This is a genomic window from Pseudaquabacterium pictum, assembly GCF_005403045.1.
Classification (GTDB): domain Bacteria; phylum Pseudomonadota; class Gammaproteobacteria; order Burkholderiales; family Burkholderiaceae_C; genus Pseudaquabacterium; species Pseudaquabacterium pictum.
The window spans coordinates 14,823-29,587 of record NZ_BJCL01000011.1 but is presented as its reverse complement, the minus strand read 5'-3'; the positions used below and the strand labels follow the sequence as shown (position 1 = coordinate 29,587).

The following is a 14,765-nucleotide window of genomic DNA, read 5'->3' as shown; positions in this document are numbered from 1 at the left end:
GAATCGATCATGTTCAACTGGATCGTTCGCACCAGCCTGCACAACCGCCTGTTCGTGCTGGCCGTCGCGGCGCTGTTGATGGTCTACGGGGCGATGACGGCCTGGCGCACGCCGGTCGACGTGTTCCCCGACCTCAACAAGCCGCTGATCACCGTGCTCACCGAAGCCGGCGGCATGGCGCCGGAAGAGGTGGAGCAGCTCGTCACCTTCCCGCTGGAGACCGCCCTCAACGGCATGCCGGGCGTGACCCGCGTGCGCAGCACCTCGGGCGTGGGCCTGTCGCTGGTCTATGCCGAGTTCGACTGGGGCACCGACATCTACCGCAACCGCCAACTGGTGGCCGAGCGGCTGGCCATCGTGCGCGCGCAACTGCCCGGCGACATCACGCCGGTGATGGGGCCGGTGTCGTCGATCATGGGCGAGGTCATGCTGGTGGCGCTGCCACTGGTTCCAGGCGACGGCAAGACCCCGGTGGCCACGCCGATGCAGGCACGCGAGTACGCCGACTTCGTGCTGCGCCCGCGGCTGCTGTCGATCCCGGGCATCTCCCAGGTCATCCCCATCGGCGGCGAGGTGCGCACGCTGCGCGTGGCGCCCGACACCGCGCGCTTGGCCCAGTTCGGCGTCTCGCTGACCCAGGTCGAGCAGGCGCTGAAGGGCTATGCCGCCAATGCCGGCGGCGGCTTCATCGACCTCAACAGCCGTGAGTACCTGATCCGCCATTTGGGCCGCACGAACCGCGCCGAGGACCTGGGCGGCATCGCGGTCGCGTGGAAGGAAGGCCGCGCGATCCTGATGGAACAGGTGGCCACGGTCGCCTTCGCGGCGGGACTGAAGCGCGGCGACGCCGGCTACAACGGCCTGCCCGCCGTGGTGGTCAGCATCCAGAAGCAGCCAGACGCCGACACCGTCCAGCTCACCGCGCAGATCGAGACGGCACTCTCGGAGCTGAAGCAAGGCCTGCCCCGGGGCCTGGCCGAGCCGCGTGTGCTGTTCCGCCAGGCGGACTTCATCAAGGCGTCGATCGGCAACGTCGCCGAGGCGCTGCGCGACGGCGCGATCATGGTCGCGATCGTGCTGTTCGCCTTCCTGCTGTCGGTGCGCACGACGGTGATCTCGCTGGTGGCGATTCCGCTGTCGCTGGCGGTCACGGCGCTGGTCTTCCACGGGTTGGGCCAGTCGATCAACGTGATGACCCTTGGAGGCCTGGCCATCGCCATCGGCGAGCTGGTCGACGATGCCGTGGTGGATGTCGAGAACATCCTGCGGCGCCTGAAGCAGAACCGGCTGGCCGCCAACCCGCTGTCGGTGCTGGAGGTCGTGCGGCGCGCCAGCGTCGAGGTGCGCTCGGGCATCGTGTACGCGACGGTGATCGTCGTCCTGGTCTTCGTGCCCCTGTTCGCGCTGCCGGGCATCGAGGGGCGTCTCTTCACGCCGCTGGGCATCGCCTACATCGTGTCGATCCTCGCGTCGATGCTCGTCTCGATGACGGTCACGCCGGTCATGTGCTGCTACCTGCTGCCGACGATGAAGCGCCTGGACCATGGCGACAGCCCGCTGGTCGCCTGGCTCAAGCGCCAGGACACCCGGCTGCTCACCTGGTCCTTCGGCCGCGCCAAGCCGCTGATCGTGTTGGCAGTGCTGGCGGTGGCGGCAGCCGCGGCGACGGTGCCCTTCTTCCCGCGCGCCTTCCTGCCGGCCTTCAACGAAGGCTCGTTGGTGTTGGGACTGATCATGCAGCCGGGCACATCGCTGGCCGAAGCCAACCGCGTGGGTTCGGTGGCCGAGACGCTGATCCGCGAGGTGCCCGAGGTCACGCAGGTCGGCCGCCGCACCGGCCGCGCCGAGCTCGACGAACACGCTGAAGGCGTGCACTCGGCGGAGATCGACGTCGACCTGAAGCGATCGGAACGCGACCGCGAGACGATCATGGCCGACATCCGCGGGCGACTCTCATCGCTGCCGGCGCAGGCCACGATCGGCCAGCCCATCAGCCACCGGCTGGACCACCTGCTGTCGGGCGTGCGGGCGCAGATCGCGGTGAAGATCTTCGGCGACGACACCGACACGCTGCGCGGCCTGGCCGAGGAGATGCGTGGCAAGCTGGCCACCATACCGGGGCTGGTCGACCTCACCGTCGAGAAGCAGGTGCTGATTCCCCAGATCACCGTGCGCCTGGACCACCGCAGGGCAGCGCAGATGGGTCTGTCACCCGGCGAGGCGATCCGTGTGCTGCAGGCGCTGACCGACGGTGCGCACGGCGCCGACATCGTCGACGGCCCGCGCCGCTACGAACTGGTGCTGCGCCTGCCGGACCAGCAGCGCAGCCCGCAGGACCTGGCGCGCACGCTCATCGACACGCCGGCCGGGCGCATCCCGGTGTCGAGCATCGCGACCGTGGAAGAGACCGACGGGCCGAACCAGATCGGCCGCGAGAACGGCCGCCGCCGCATCATCGTCTACGCCAACACCGACGGCGGTGACATGGGGCGGGTGATCGCAGCCCTTCGGGAGATCATCCAGAAGACGCCCCTGCCGCCCGGCAACTTCATCAGCCTCGAAGGGCAATTCCAGGCCCAGGAGCAGGCCACCCGCCTGATCGCGGGCCTCTCGCTTGTCTCGCTGGCGATGATGTTCCTGGTGCTGTACAGCCGCTACCAGTCGGTGGTGCTGGCCGGCATCGTGATGGCCAACATCCCGCTGGCGCTGATCGGCGCCGTGGTGGCGATGTGGATCGCGGGTGTGAGCCTGTCCGTGGCGTCGATGGTGGGCTTCATCACGCTGGCCGGCATCGCCACGCGCAACGGCATCCTGAAGATCAGCCATTACATCAACCTGTGCAAGTTCGAGGGTGAGCGCTTCGGCCAGGCCATGATCGTGCGCGGCTCGCTGGAGCGGCTGACGCCGGTGCTGATGACGGCGCTGGTGGCCGCCTTTGCGCTGACACCGCTGCTGCTGGCGGCCGACGCGCCCGGCAAGGAGATCCTGCATCCGGTGGCGGTGGTGATCTTCGGCGGGCTGGTCAGTTCGACGCTGCTCGACACGCTGCTCACGCCGGTGTTGTTCTGGCTCTTCGGAGAGCAGGCCACGAAGCGCCTCATCCAGCCCGAGGCCGATGCACCGGACGGCGCGCCAGGACCCCAGGAAGCCTATTGAGTTGAAATCAGGCCCGGCGGCGCCGCCTGTTCCAGTGCGCTGCGCTCTCGCAGGAGATCGAAGAGATGATGAAGAACCTGTTGGCTGTTGTCGTGCTGGGCCTGTCGGCCCTGTCGCTCAACGCCGCGTTCGCCCATGGCGGCGCCAAGGCCAAGCATGGTGGCGTGGTGGCCATCGCCAGCGACCTGGGTTTCGAACTGGTCGGCACGCCTGCGGGCGCGTCGATCTACATCGAGGACCACGGCAAGCCGATGGCGCCCGCCGGCATGAGCGGCAAGCTGACCGTTCTCAATGGCGCCGAGAAGTCGGAAGCCGAGCTGGCCGTGGCCGGCGACAGGCTCGAAGCCAAGGGCGTGAAGCTCGCGCCCGGTGCCAAGGTCGTGGCCGTGCTCACGACCCCGGCCAAGAAGGCCATCACGGTCCGGTTCACCGTCAAGTAGATGGCCCTGTCGCCCCAGGCCCTGCCGGCCCTCAGGGGGGGCCTGCTCGCGCTGCTGGCCGCGGCGCTGTTCGGCGTCAGCACGCCGCTGGTGCAGCAGTTCGGTGCCGGGCTCGGGGCCTTCAGCACGGCGGCGCTGCTCTATGCCGGTGCCGCTGCCGTCGGCCTGCTGTCTCGTCAACGCATCGAACGCGAAGCGCGGCTGCAGCGCAGCGACCTGCCTCGCCTGTTGGCGATGGCCACGTTCGGCGCCGCCATCGGACCCGTGGCGCTGGCCTGGGGCCTGCAGAACACCAGCGGCACCAGCGCATCGCTGATGCTGACCCTGGAGGCCCTGTTCACCGCCGTGCTGGCCTGGCGCCTGTACCGCGAGACCATGGACGGCCGTGTCTGGACGGCGATGGCGCTGTTGCTGGCCGGCGGCATGGTGCTGGTGCTCGACCAAGGGCGTTCCGGCGGCGCGCAGCTGTGGGGTCTGCTGGCCGTGCTGCTGGCCACCGCGGCCTGGGGCGTGGACAACACCCTGTCGCGGGCGCTGGCGGAACGCGACCCCGGTCAGGTGGTGATGGCCAAGGCGCTGCTGGGCGCCACTGCCACGGGCGCGCTGGCATTGGTCTTCGGCGAGCCCTCGCCGTCGGCGGTGGCCGCGCTCGCCCTGTTGGCCATCGGTGCCACGGGCTACGGATTGAGCCTGCGCTTCTATCTGCTGGCGCAGCGTGCCTTCGGCGCAGCCCGCACGGGGTCGGTCTTTGCCTTCGCCCCCTTCATCGGCGCCGCGTTCGCGGTGGCGCTGGGCGACCGCTCGCCCAGCGGCCTGATGCTGCTGGGCAGCGCGTTGATGCTGGCCGGCGTGGTGCTGCACCTGGCGGAATCACATGCGCACGAGCATGCGCACGAGGCGCTGGAGCACGAGCACGCGCACCGCCACGACGACGGGCACCATGACCATGCGCACGACGAGATGCCGGCGGGCGAGCACAGCCACCGGCACCGCCACGAGCCGGTGCGTCATGCGCATCCCCACGTGCCTGATGCGCACCACTCGCATCGCCACTGAAGCGCGGCAGGCGTCTCGACTTCGGAGCGGCCACGCCGCGCGACGGGGTTGCAGCTCGCCGGTCACCACAGACCGGCACCGCGCACGCCGGTGCGCGCATGCCGGCGCAAGCGCCATGGATCTGGCGCCCCGCTACACCACCAGCGCCGGCACCACCGCCGCCAGCAGCCGCTGTGCCAGCGCCGCGGTGGCGCTGGCCGTGGCCAGGGTGTGGGCATGGCTCAACGCTTCATCCGACATGCCGGCCGCGTAGTTGGTGAACATCGACAGCCCCAGCACCCGCAGGCCGGCATGGCGGGCCAGGATGGTCTCGGGCACGGTGCTCATGCCCACCGCCTGCGCGCCCATCAGCCGCAGCATGCGGATCTCGGCCGGCGTCTCGAACTGCGGGCCCAGCACCCAGGCGTAGATGCCCTCGTGCAGCTCGATGCCGGCCTCGGCCGCCGCGGCGGCAGCCTGGTCGCGCAGCGTGGCGCAGTAGGCCTCGCCCATGTCGACGAAGCGGCTGGCGCCGGGCTCGTCATGCAGCGGCGTGCGCTGCACGATGTTCAGGTGGTCGCTGATCAGCATCAGCGATCCCGGCGGCATGCTGGGCTCCAGGCTGCCGGCGGCGTTGGTCAGCACCACCGCCTGGCAGCCCAGCGCGGCCAGCGTGCGGATGGCGCCCTTCATGCCGGCGGCGTCGCCCGTCTCGTAGGCATGCTTGCGGCCGCGCAGCAGGGCCACGGCGCGCGCCTGGGTGCCGCTGCCGATGGTGCCCAGCCGCAGGCTGCCGGCATGGCCGGCCACGCCCAGCACCGGAAAGGCCGGCAGCTCGGCATAGGGGATGTCGACCGGCTGCTGCACCAGGTCGGCGATGCCGTCCCAGCCCGAGCCCAGCACCAGGCCCAGGCGCGGTGCCAGGCCGGGGGCGGCGGCGCGGATGCGGTCCACGCTGGTGGCGATGGCGGTGGTCAGGTCGGCTGGGTGCATGGTGAGGCGGCGGACAGCAGGACAGGCCTGCATCGTCGCAGATCGGGCCCGCCGCGCCGCATCAGGGGCCGAGATGCGCCGGCCCGAAGCTGGCCGGCAGCAGCTGGCCCAGGGTGAAGCGGGCGCGAACCTGGTCCAGATCGGCCACCCACACCGGCGCATCGTCGGCGGCGAATTCACGCAGCCGCTGGCGGCAGCCGCCGCAGGGCGTCACCGGCGCGGCGGCCACGCCCACCACCACCGCCGCCACGATGCGCGTGCCGCCGGCCAGCACCAGGTGGCCGATGGCGGTGGCCTCGGCGCACTGGCCCTGCGGATAGGCCGCGTTCTCGATGTTGCAGCCGGCGTGGATGCGGCCGTGCTCGTCGAGCAGCGCCGCGCCGACCAGGAAGCGTGAGTAGGGCGCGTAGGCGCTCTCGCGCGCCTGGCGCGCTGCTGCCACCAGGGCCGCCATCGTGCTGTCGTCAGGCGTCATCGTGTCTTCACGTACGGCACGCCCAGCGCCGCCGGCGCGCGTGAGCGGCCGATGAACCCGGCCAGCAGCACCACCGTCAGCACATAGGGCAGGGCCTGGATGGCCTGCACCGGCACATCACCGCCGCCCAGCGCCGCCGGCAGCGCCACACCCTGCAGGCGGATGGCCACCGCGTCCAGGAAGCCGAACAGCAGGCAGGCCCACAGCGCCAGCACCGGGTGCCACTTGCCGAAGATCATCGCCGCCAGCGCCATGTAGCCGCGGCCGGCCGTCATGTTGGGCACGAAGTTGGCGTTCTGCGCCAGCACCAGGTAGCTGCCGGCCAGCGCGCACAACAGGCCGTTGGCCGCCAGCGCGCCGTAGCGCAGCGCCTTCACGCTCAGGCCCGCGGCATCCACCATCGCCGGGTTCTCGCCGGTGGCGCGCAGGCGCAGGCCGATGCGGGTGCGGTACAGGCACCACCACACCGCGGGCACCAGCAGCAAGGCCAGGTAGACCATCGGGTTGTGGCCCAGCAGGCCGCCGCCGACGATGGGGCCGACCACCGGCACGCCCTTCAGGCTGTCGGCCAGGCCGCTGAACCAGGGCGTCAGCCGCACCGCGTCGGGCAGCGGCGGCGTCTGCCCGCCCTGCTTGAACCAGGCGATGCCCAGCACGACCGTCAGCCCGGCGGCGATCATCGTCAGCGCCATGCCCAGCACCACCTGGTCGCCGGTGTGGCTGACGCAGGCATAGCCGTGCAGCATCGACAGCGCCACACCCACCACCAGCGCGGCCAGCAGGGCCAGGCCCAGGCTGCCGGTCAGGGCGCCGGCGGCGCCCGCGGCAAAGGCCGACAGCAGCATCTTGCCTTCCAGGCCCAGGTCGATCACGCCGGCGCGCTCGCTCAGCACCGCTGCCAGCGCGCACAGGATCAAGGGCGCGCTCACCCGCAGCGTGCTGGCCAGCAGGCCGCCGAGCAGTGCCTCATCCATGGGCGGCCTCCGTCGTCTTGCGGGGTTGCAGCCAGCCGTGCACCTTGGCGAGCGCGGGTGCTGCCACCTGCGCCATCGCACCGGAGAACAGCACGATCAGCCCCTGCAAGGTGGTGACCATGTCGCGGCTGAAACCGGGGATCTCGAAGGCCAGCTCCGCGCCACCCTGGAACAGCGCGCCGAACAGCAGCGCTGCCAGCACGATGCCCACCGGGTGGTTGCGGCCGATCAGGCTGACCGCGATGCCGGTGAAGCCCGCGCCGACGACGAAGTCCAGCAGCAGCCGGTGCTGCACGCCGGCCAGTTCATTGATGCCCAGCAGCCCGGCCAATGCGCCCGAGATCACCATCGCCAGCATCACCTGGCCCTTGGGCCGGATGCCGCCGTAGTGCGCCGCATCGGGCGAGAAGCCCACCGCCCGCAGCTCGTAGCCCGCGCGGCTGCGCCACAGGAACAGATACACCGCCACCGCGGCCAGCACGGCCAGCAGCACGCTCAGGTTCAGCGGCGTGCGTGGCCACTCCACACCCACGGCGGCCAGCAGCTGGTGCATGCCGGGCAGGTGGGCCACTTCGGGGAAGGGCGCTGTCTCCACCGTCATGCTGCCCGGCGCCTTCAGCACGTTCACCAGCAGGTAGGCCAGCAGGGCCGAGGCGATGAAGTTGAACATGATGGTGGTGATGACCACATGGCTGCCGCGCCAGGCCTGCAGCGCGCCCGGCACCGCCGCCCAGGCGGCGCCGGCGGCCATGGCGGCCGCCACCATCAGCGGCAGCAGCAGGGCGGTGCCCAGGTGCGGCCCGGCGTACAGCGCCACCAGCGCGCAGCCCAGCCCGCCCAGCATGGCCTGGCCTTCGCCGCCGATGTTGAACAGCCCGCCGTGGAAGGCCACCGCCACCGCCAGCCCGGTGAACACGAAGGTGGTGGCGTAGTACAGCGTGTAGCTGATGCCCGCCTTGCTGCCGAAGGCGCCCTTGGCCAGCAGGGTGATCACCTGCAGCGGGTCCAGGCCCACCACGGCCACGACGATGGCGCACACCAGCAGGGCCATGGCCAGGTTGACCAGCGGCAGCAGGGCCACGTCCATCCAGCGCGGCAACTCCACCGGCTGGCTCACTTGCAATCCTCCGCCTGCCCCGGCAGCCGCAGCCCCGGCTCGGCCACCAGGAAGCCCGGCGGCAGCACCTCGGGCACATCCTCATCCAGCTGGCGCAGCACGTCGGCAAAGCCGAAGCGCGGCTGCCAGCGCAGCTCACGCTGGGCCAGCGCCGGGCTGTAGACGCGGTCGATGCTGGCCGGCAGGGCCCAGCCGCGGTCGGCGAAGGCCTGCACCAGGGCCGGCGCGCGCTGGCGCAGCACGGCGGGGGCGTCGGCCTTCAGCGCGGCCATGTCGACGGGCTGGAACGGCGTGGGGCCCGAGACCACGTAGACCCGGCTGCCCGGCCGGCCGGTGTCCAGCGCCAGCGCATGGGCCTCGGCCACGTCGCGTGCGTCCACGCCGCGGTGCAGCCGGGCGCAGGCCATCTGCGGTGCGGTCTCCGGAAAGCAGCGCGACATGCGCAGGATGGTCAGCCCGAAGGCGCCGGCTTCGGCATAACGTGCCAGCAGCTGCTCGGCCGCCAGCTTGCTGCGGTGGTAGATGGTGCGCGGCCGCGGCGTCAGGGTCTCGTCGACCCAGCCAGCGGCCTGCATCGGCGTGGCCGCGTCGCCGTACAGCGCGGTGGTGCTGGTGTAGAGCAACTGGCCCACGCCGGCGGCGCAGGCGGCCTCGGCCAGCGCACGGGTGGCGTCCACATTGACGCGCTGGAACTCGGCATCGGGCACCCGGCCCACCTGGGGCGCATGCAGCGCGGCGGTGTGCACCACCGCATCCACACCCTGCAGCGCGCGGCGCAGCAGCGTCGCATCGCCCACGTCGCCCACCCAGTGGGCGGTGGACGACGGCGCGCGGTCCAGCCCCAGCACCTGGTGCTGGCGGGCCAGCCGCACCATCAGCGCGCGGCCGATGCGGCCGGTGGCGCCTGTGACCAGCACCTTCATGCGGCGGCTCCAGCGTCGGCACCTGCCATCAGCCGGCCCAACGCGGCCTCGGTGCAGTCGGCAATCGCCAGCTCGCCGGCGATGCGGCCGCGGTCCATCACCAGCACCCGGTCGGCCAAGGCCAGGATTTCATCCAGCTCGCTGCTGACCACCAGCACCGCGCCGCCGGCATCGCGCATGGCCCGCAGGCGGCCGTGGATGAACTCGATGGCGCCGATGTCCACGCCGCGGGTGGGCTGGCCCACCAGCAGCACCGTGGGCGGCACCTCGGGCGCCAGCGCCTCGCGCGCCAGCACCAGCTTCTGCTGGTTGCCGCCGCTGAACTTGCGGGCCTGGAGCGCCGGATTGCGCGGGCGCACGTCGTAGGCCTCCATCATCTGGGCGGTGGCGCTGCGCATCACCGCCCGCTTCATCCAGCCCCAGGCGCTGGCAAAGCGCGGGCTGCGCTGGTAGCCCAGCTCGGCCGTCTCCCAGGCGGCGAACGGCAGCACCATGCCGCAGCGGTGGCGGTCTTCGGGCACATGGGCCAGGCCCAGTGCGCGGGCGGTGGACGGATCCAGCCAGCGCGCGGGGCTGAACTGCCGGCTGCCCAGGGTGAGCGTGCCGGCCTGTGGCCGCGCCATGCCGGAGAGCATCTCCAGCAGCTCGCTCTGGCCGTTGCCGGACACACCGGCGATGCCGACGATCTCCCCAGCCCGCAGGGTGAGCGACACGCCGGCCAGCCGCGGCACGCCCAGGGCATCACGCCACTGCAGATCCTGTGCGGTCAGCAGCGCGGCGCCGGGCGTGGCGGTGGCCGCGCCCGCGGCGCGCCCCAGCTGCACCCGGCGGCCCACCATGGCCTCGGCCAGCTGGTCGAGGCTGCAATCGGCGATCGGTCCGTCGAACACCACCGCGCCCTGGCGCATCACCGTCACCGCGTCGCACAGGGCCATGATCTCCTTGAGCTTGTGGGTGATCAGCAGCAGCGTGGTGCCGGCATCACGCAGGCGGCGCAGGGTGACGAACAGCGCTTCCGTCTCCTGCGGCGTCAGCACCGCGGTGGGCTCGTCGAGGATCAGGATCCTGGCGCCGCGGTACAGCGCCTTCAGGATCTCCAGCCGCTGGCGCTCGCCCACCGGCAGTTCTTCCACCGGGCTGTCCAGCCGCACCTGCAGGCCGGTGTCGGCCATCAGCGCTTCCAGCCGGGTGCGCACCTGGGCGCGGGCTGTGCCCAGGCGCCAGTGCGGCTCGGCGCCGAGCATGATGTTGTCGAGTGCGCTCAGCGGCTCCACCAGCATGAAGTGCTGGTGCACCATGCCGATGCCCAGCGCGATCGCCTGGGCCGAGCCGGTGATCTGCGCCTCCTGGCCATGGATGTGGATCTGCCCGCCGTCGGCCTGGTAGAAGCCGTACAGGATGGACATCAGCGTGCTCTTGCCGGCACCGTTCTCGCCGACGATGCCATGCGCCGTGCCGGCCGCCACGGTGAGCGACACATCCCGGTTGGCCTGCACCGCGCCGAAGCGCTTCTGGATGCCGTCCATGCGGACGGCCGGGGCAGTCATCAGTAGGTGCAGCTGTTCGTGGCGGTGTAGTCGGCCACCTTGATCTTGCCGGCGATGATGTCGGCCTTGGCCGCGTCCACCTTCTTCTTCATGTCGGCGCTGATCAGCTTCTGGTTGTGCTGGTCCAGCGCGTAGTCGACGCCGCCTTCCTTCAGGCCGAGGGAGCTGACGCCCGGCGTGGTCTTCTTGGCCAGGTTGTACACCGCCACATCCACCCGCTTGACCATGCTGGTGAGCATGGTGCCCGGGTGCAGGTGGTTCTGGTTGCTGTCCACGCCGATGGCGAACTTGCCACCGTCCTTGGCCGCCTGGTAGATGCCCACGCCGGTGCCGCCGGCAGCGGCGAAGACCACGTCCACGCCCTTGGCGAACTGGGCCTTGGCCAGCTCGCCGCCGCGGGTGGGGTCGTTCCAGGCGGCGGGGGTGGTGCCGGTCATGTTGGCGGTGACTTCCACCTTGGGGTTGGCGTACTTCGCGCCCTGCTCGTAGCCGCACTGGAACTTGCGGATCAGCGGGATGTCCATGCCGCCGATGAAGCCGACCTTGCCGGTCTTGCTGGCCATCGACGCCAGCATGCCCACCAGGAAGCTGCCTTCCTGCTCCTTGAACACCACCGATTCCACATTCGGCAGCTTCACCACCGAGTCGATGATGGCGAACTGCAGCTTGGGGAAGTCCTTGGCCACCTTCTCGATGGTGCTGCCCTGGGCGAAGCCCACGCCGATGATCGGGTTGGCGCCCTTGTCGGCCATGCGGCGCATGGCCTGGTCACGCTGGGCCTCGTTGCTGATCTCGAAGTCCAGGTAGGGCTTGCCGGTTTCCTTCTTCCAGCGCTCGGCGCCGTTGTAGGCGGCCTCGTTGAAGCTCTTGTCGAACTTGCCGCCCATGTCGTAGATGACGGCCGGCTGGGCCAGCGCGGCGGTGGCAGTGAAACTGAGGGCCAGCGAGGCCAGCACGGCGTGTTTCATGGGGCGTTGCCTGCGGGCGGCGCAGGGGTGGGTGGTTGGGTGGGCGGCAGGATAGCAAGACTCGCGCCGTTGGCAGCCCCGTGCTTGCCTGCACCCATGCCACGCGCAGGCCGCTCCGCTAGCATGTGCCGATGCCGCCCGCCGCCCCGCCTTCCGCGCCAGCAACCGCCGACCTGCTGCACCGCGCCCGCCAGCTGCCCAAGGTGCTGCTGCATGAACACCTGGACGGCGGTCTGCGCGTGGCCACCCTGCTCGACCTGCTGCGCCAGCGCGGCATCGCCAGCCCCGCGCCCGACGAAGACAGCCTGGCCGCCTGGTTCGACGCCCGCGCCCATGCCGGATCGCTGGTGGAGTACCTGCGCGGCTTCGACCTGACCGTGGCGGCCATGGCCACCCCCGAGGGCCTGGCCCGCGTCGCCCGCGAGGCCGCCGAGGACGCGCTGGCCGAGGGCTGCGTGCTGGCCGAGTTCCGCATCGCGCCACTGCTGTTCGAGGCCCACGGCGTGCCGGGCGACGTGGCGGTGGAGGCCATGTTGCGTGGCCTGTCCCAATGCCCGCTGCCGGCCGGCCCGGCCGGGCTGATCGTCTGCGGCATGCGGCACGAGAGCGACGCGCAGATCGCCCGCGCTGCCGACCTGGCCATCGCCTGCCACCAGCAGCCGCGCCCCCCCGGCAGCGCCCGGGTGGTGGGCTTCGACCTGGCCGGGCCCGAGGCCGGCTTCCCGGCCAGCCGCCATGCCGCGCTGCTGGCGCGGGTGCGCGCCGCCGGCCTGGGCCTGACCCTGCATGCCGGCGAGGCCGATGTGGGCGACCAGGTGCTGGAGGCCGCCCGCCTGGGCGCCACCCGGGTGGGCCATGGCGTGCGCCTGGCCGATCTGCTGGACGGCCCGGCCGCCGCCGCGGCGCTGGCCGCGGTGCGCCGGCATGGCCTGCACCTGGAGATCTGCCCCACCAGCAATCTGCACACCGGCGCCGCGGCATCACTGGCGCTGCACCCGATCCATGCACTGTGGCGCGCCGGCGTGAGCCTGTCCTTCCACACCGACAACCGGCTGATGTCCCGCGTCGACCACAGCGGCGAGGCCGCCAGCCTGGTGCAGGCCGGCTTCGGCTGGGACGACCTGCTGCACATGGGGCTGGATGCGGCGGCGGCATCGTTCTTGCCGGTGGCCCAGCGCGATGCCGCCCGCGCCCGGCTGCTGGCCTGGGCCGCAGCCGATGGCCTGCCGGTGCTGCAGCGGCCCTGACACACGCCCGATCCACCTCCCCACGGCCCGGCCCGCCGGACCACCTGCCATGTCTGTCACCCCTCCTGCCCATCCCCGCCGCCCACGGGCGGCCACCCTGGCCCTGCTGGCGCTGCTGGCGGCCTGCGGCACGCCGCAGCCGCCCACCGCACCGGCTGCGTCTGCCGCCGCAGTCACGCCGGTGCAGCTGCGGGTCATCGCCTTCAATGATTTCCACGGCCACCTGGAGCCCGGCAGCCTGGCCGTGCCGCTGCCCGATCCGGTCCAGCCCGGCGGCGTGCAGCGGGTGGCCGCCGGCGGCGCGGCCGCGCTGGCCGGCCTGGTGCAGGCGCTGCGCCAGGGCGCGCCGCACAGCGTGCTGGCCAGCACCGGCGACATGGTGGGCGCCGCGCCGCTGGTCTCAGCCCTGTTCCGCCATGAAAGCACGGTGGAGGTGCTCAACCAGCTGGGCGTGGACGTGGCCGCTGCCGGCAACCATGAGTTCGATGCCGGCACCACCGAGCTGCTGCGCCTGCTGCGCGGCGGCTGCGCCGCCAATGCTGCCGACGCGGCCACCAGCTCCTGCGCGCTGCAGCCGGCCTATGCCGGCGCACGCTTTCCGGTGCTGGCGGCCAATGTGCTGGCGGCCAGCGGCCAGCCGCTGCTGCCACCCACCTGGGTGCTGCGGGTGGGCGGCGTGCAGGTCGGCTTCATCGGCGCGGTCACCCGCGACACACCGTCCATCGTGGTGCCATCCGGCGTGGCCGGCCTGCGCTTCGAGGACGAGGCCGAGGCCATCAACCGCGCCGCCGAGGCGCTCGACGCCCAGGGCGTGAAGGCCCTGGTGGCGCTGGTGCACGAAGGCGGCGAGACCGGTGCCGCCGGCGCCCCCGCCGACTGGAACGACCCCGCCTGCCCCGGCTGGCGCGGCGACATGGCGCGCATGGCCCAGCGCATCAGCCCCAAGGTCGACGTGATCTTCAGCGCCCACACCCACCAGGGCTACAACTGCCTGCTCGACGGCCGCCCGGTGATGCAGGCGCTGAGCTTCGGCCGCGCGGTGTCGGTGGCCGACCTGGTGATCGACCCGGCCAGCGGCGAGATCGACCGCACCGCCACCCGCAGCCGCAACCTGCCGGTGCTCAACGACCGCACCGATGCTGCACAACGCCAGCGCCTGCTGGCCAGCGAGCCGGCGCCCTGGGGCCAGGCGCTGGCCCAGGCCCGGCCGGTGGCCGCGGTGCAGCAGACCGTGGCGGCCTATGCCCAGGCCGCCGCGCCGCGGGTGCAGCGGCCGGTTGGCCGCATCGCCGGCAGCTTCGACCGCCGCGGCCGCACCGACAGCGCCGCCGGCCGCCTGGTGGCCGATGCCCAGCTGGCCGCCACCCGCGCGCCCGACCAGGGCGGCGCCCAGCTGGCGCTGATGAACCCCGGCGGCGTGCGTTCCGACCTCGTCTGCGCCGGCACGCCGCCCTGCACCGTCACCTATGGCGACGCCTTCGGCATGCAGCCCTTCGGCAACAGCCTGGTGGTGATGACGCTGACCGGCGTGGAGCTGAAGGCGGTGCTGGAACAGCAGCAGCCCGCCGGCCGGACCAGCCCGTCATTCCTGTCGCCATCGGCCGGCCTGGCCTACCGCTGGGTGGCCAGTGCGCCGCCCGGCCAGCGGGTGCAGGACCTGACGCTGAACGGCCAGCCGGTGGGCCCCAAGCAGGCGCTGCGGGTCACGGTCAACAGCTTCATGGCTGATGGCGGCGACGGCTACGCGCCGCTGCGCGCCGGCCGCCAGCGCCTGGGTGGCCCGCAGGACCTGGACGCGCTGATCGCCCACCTGCAGACCCAGCCGGCGCCGGTGGCGACGGCGCGCATCACCTGGGTGGACTGACGCTTCACCTGCGCGACATGCACCAG

At 72.0% G+C, this 14,765-nt stretch carries 12 protein-coding genes; 5 read left to right on the top strand and 7 right to left on the bottom strand.

The features are described 5' to 3' along the window. The first annotated feature begins 9 nt into the window (after positions 1-9). The 3 genes from FFT10_RS19080 (at position 10) to FFT10_RS19070 (ending at position 4,652) form a co-directional block, all read left to right on the top strand. Positions 10-3,156: an efflux RND transporter permease subunit gene (locus FFT10_RS19080; RefSeq protein WP_137734460.1), complete on the top strand. Its 3,147-nt coding sequence runs from the start codon at positions 10-12 to the stop codon at positions 3,154-3,156. Between the two features lie 65 nt (positions 3,157-3,221). Then, positions 3,222-3,596, top strand: coding sequence for a hypothetical protein (locus FFT10_RS19075; RefSeq protein ID WP_174246132.1), 375 nt, complete (start codon positions 3,222-3,224; stop codon positions 3,594-3,596). Beyond that, a complete protein-coding gene (locus tag FFT10_RS19070; RefSeq protein ID WP_137734458.1) occupies positions 3,597-4,652 on the top strand; it encodes a DMT family transporter in 1,056 nt (351 codons plus the stop codon). A gap of 132 nt (positions 4,653-4,784) precedes the next feature. Here the strand turns inward: FFT10_RS19070 and FFT10_RS19065 are convergent, their stop codons facing one another. The 7 genes from FFT10_RS19065 to FFT10_RS19035 all read right to left on the bottom strand — a co-directional run bounded on the left by FFT10_RS19065 (position 4,785) and on the right by FFT10_RS19035 (position 11,628). Then, complete coding sequence (locus tag FFT10_RS19065) at positions 4,785-5,624, bottom strand: purine-nucleoside phosphorylase (protein ID WP_228027185.1); 840 nt, start codon at positions 5,622-5,624, stop codon at positions 4,785-4,787. Between the two features lie 61 nt (positions 5,625-5,685). Next, entirely contained in the window at positions 5,686-6,099 is a 414-nt protein-coding gene (locus FFT10_RS19060) for a cytidine deaminase (protein ID WP_137734457.1), read from the bottom strand. Next, positions 6,096-7,073 (bottom strand): ABC transporter permease, encoded by a 978-nt coding sequence (locus FFT10_RS19055; protein WP_137734456.1) that lies wholly within the window; start codon positions 7,071-7,073, stop codon positions 6,096-6,098. The genes FFT10_RS19060 and FFT10_RS19055 overlap by 4 nt, the downstream gene beginning before the upstream one ends. Continuing rightward, positions 7,066-8,190 carry an ABC transporter permease gene (locus tag FFT10_RS19050; RefSeq protein ID WP_137734455.1) on the bottom strand — a complete coding sequence of 375 codons (1,125 nt, stop codon included), beginning with the start codon at positions 8,188-8,190 and terminating at the stop codon, positions 7,066-7,068. Before FFT10_RS19050 ends, FFT10_RS19055 begins: the two co-directional genes overlap by 8 nt. Next, on the bottom strand, positions 8,187-9,113 hold the full coding sequence (locus FFT10_RS19045) for an NAD-dependent epimerase/dehydratase family protein (protein WP_137734454.1): 927 nt from the start codon (positions 9,111-9,113) through the stop codon (positions 8,187-8,189). Before FFT10_RS19045 ends, FFT10_RS19050 begins: the two co-directional genes overlap by 4 nt. Then, positions 9,110-10,660 (bottom strand): ABC transporter ATP-binding protein, encoded by a 1,551-nt coding sequence (locus FFT10_RS19040; RefSeq protein WP_137734453.1) that lies wholly within the window; start codon positions 10,658-10,660, stop codon positions 9,110-9,112. The genes FFT10_RS19045 and FFT10_RS19040 overlap by 4 nt, the downstream gene beginning before the upstream one ends. Continuing rightward, positions 10,660-11,628: a BMP family lipoprotein gene (locus FFT10_RS19035; protein ID WP_137734452.1), complete on the bottom strand. Its 969-nt coding sequence runs from the start codon at positions 11,626-11,628 to the stop codon at positions 10,660-10,662. Before FFT10_RS19035 ends, FFT10_RS19040 begins: the two co-directional genes overlap by 1 nt. Positions 11,629-11,759: 131 nt before the next feature. Between FFT10_RS19035 and FFT10_RS19030 the strand changes: the two genes are divergently transcribed. Beyond that, a complete protein-coding gene (locus FFT10_RS19030) occupies positions 11,760-12,875 on the top strand; it encodes an adenosine deaminase family protein (RefSeq protein ID WP_137734451.1) in 1,116 nt (371 codons plus the stop codon). Between the two features lie 49 nt (positions 12,876-12,924). After that, the gene (locus FFT10_RS19025; RefSeq protein WP_162520844.1) at positions 12,925-14,739 is read left to right on the top strand and encodes a bifunctional metallophosphatase/5'-nucleotidase; all 1,815 of its coding nucleotides are present in this window, start codon (positions 12,925-12,927) and stop codon (positions 14,737-14,739) included. Positions 14,740-14,765: the final 26 nt, after the last annotated feature.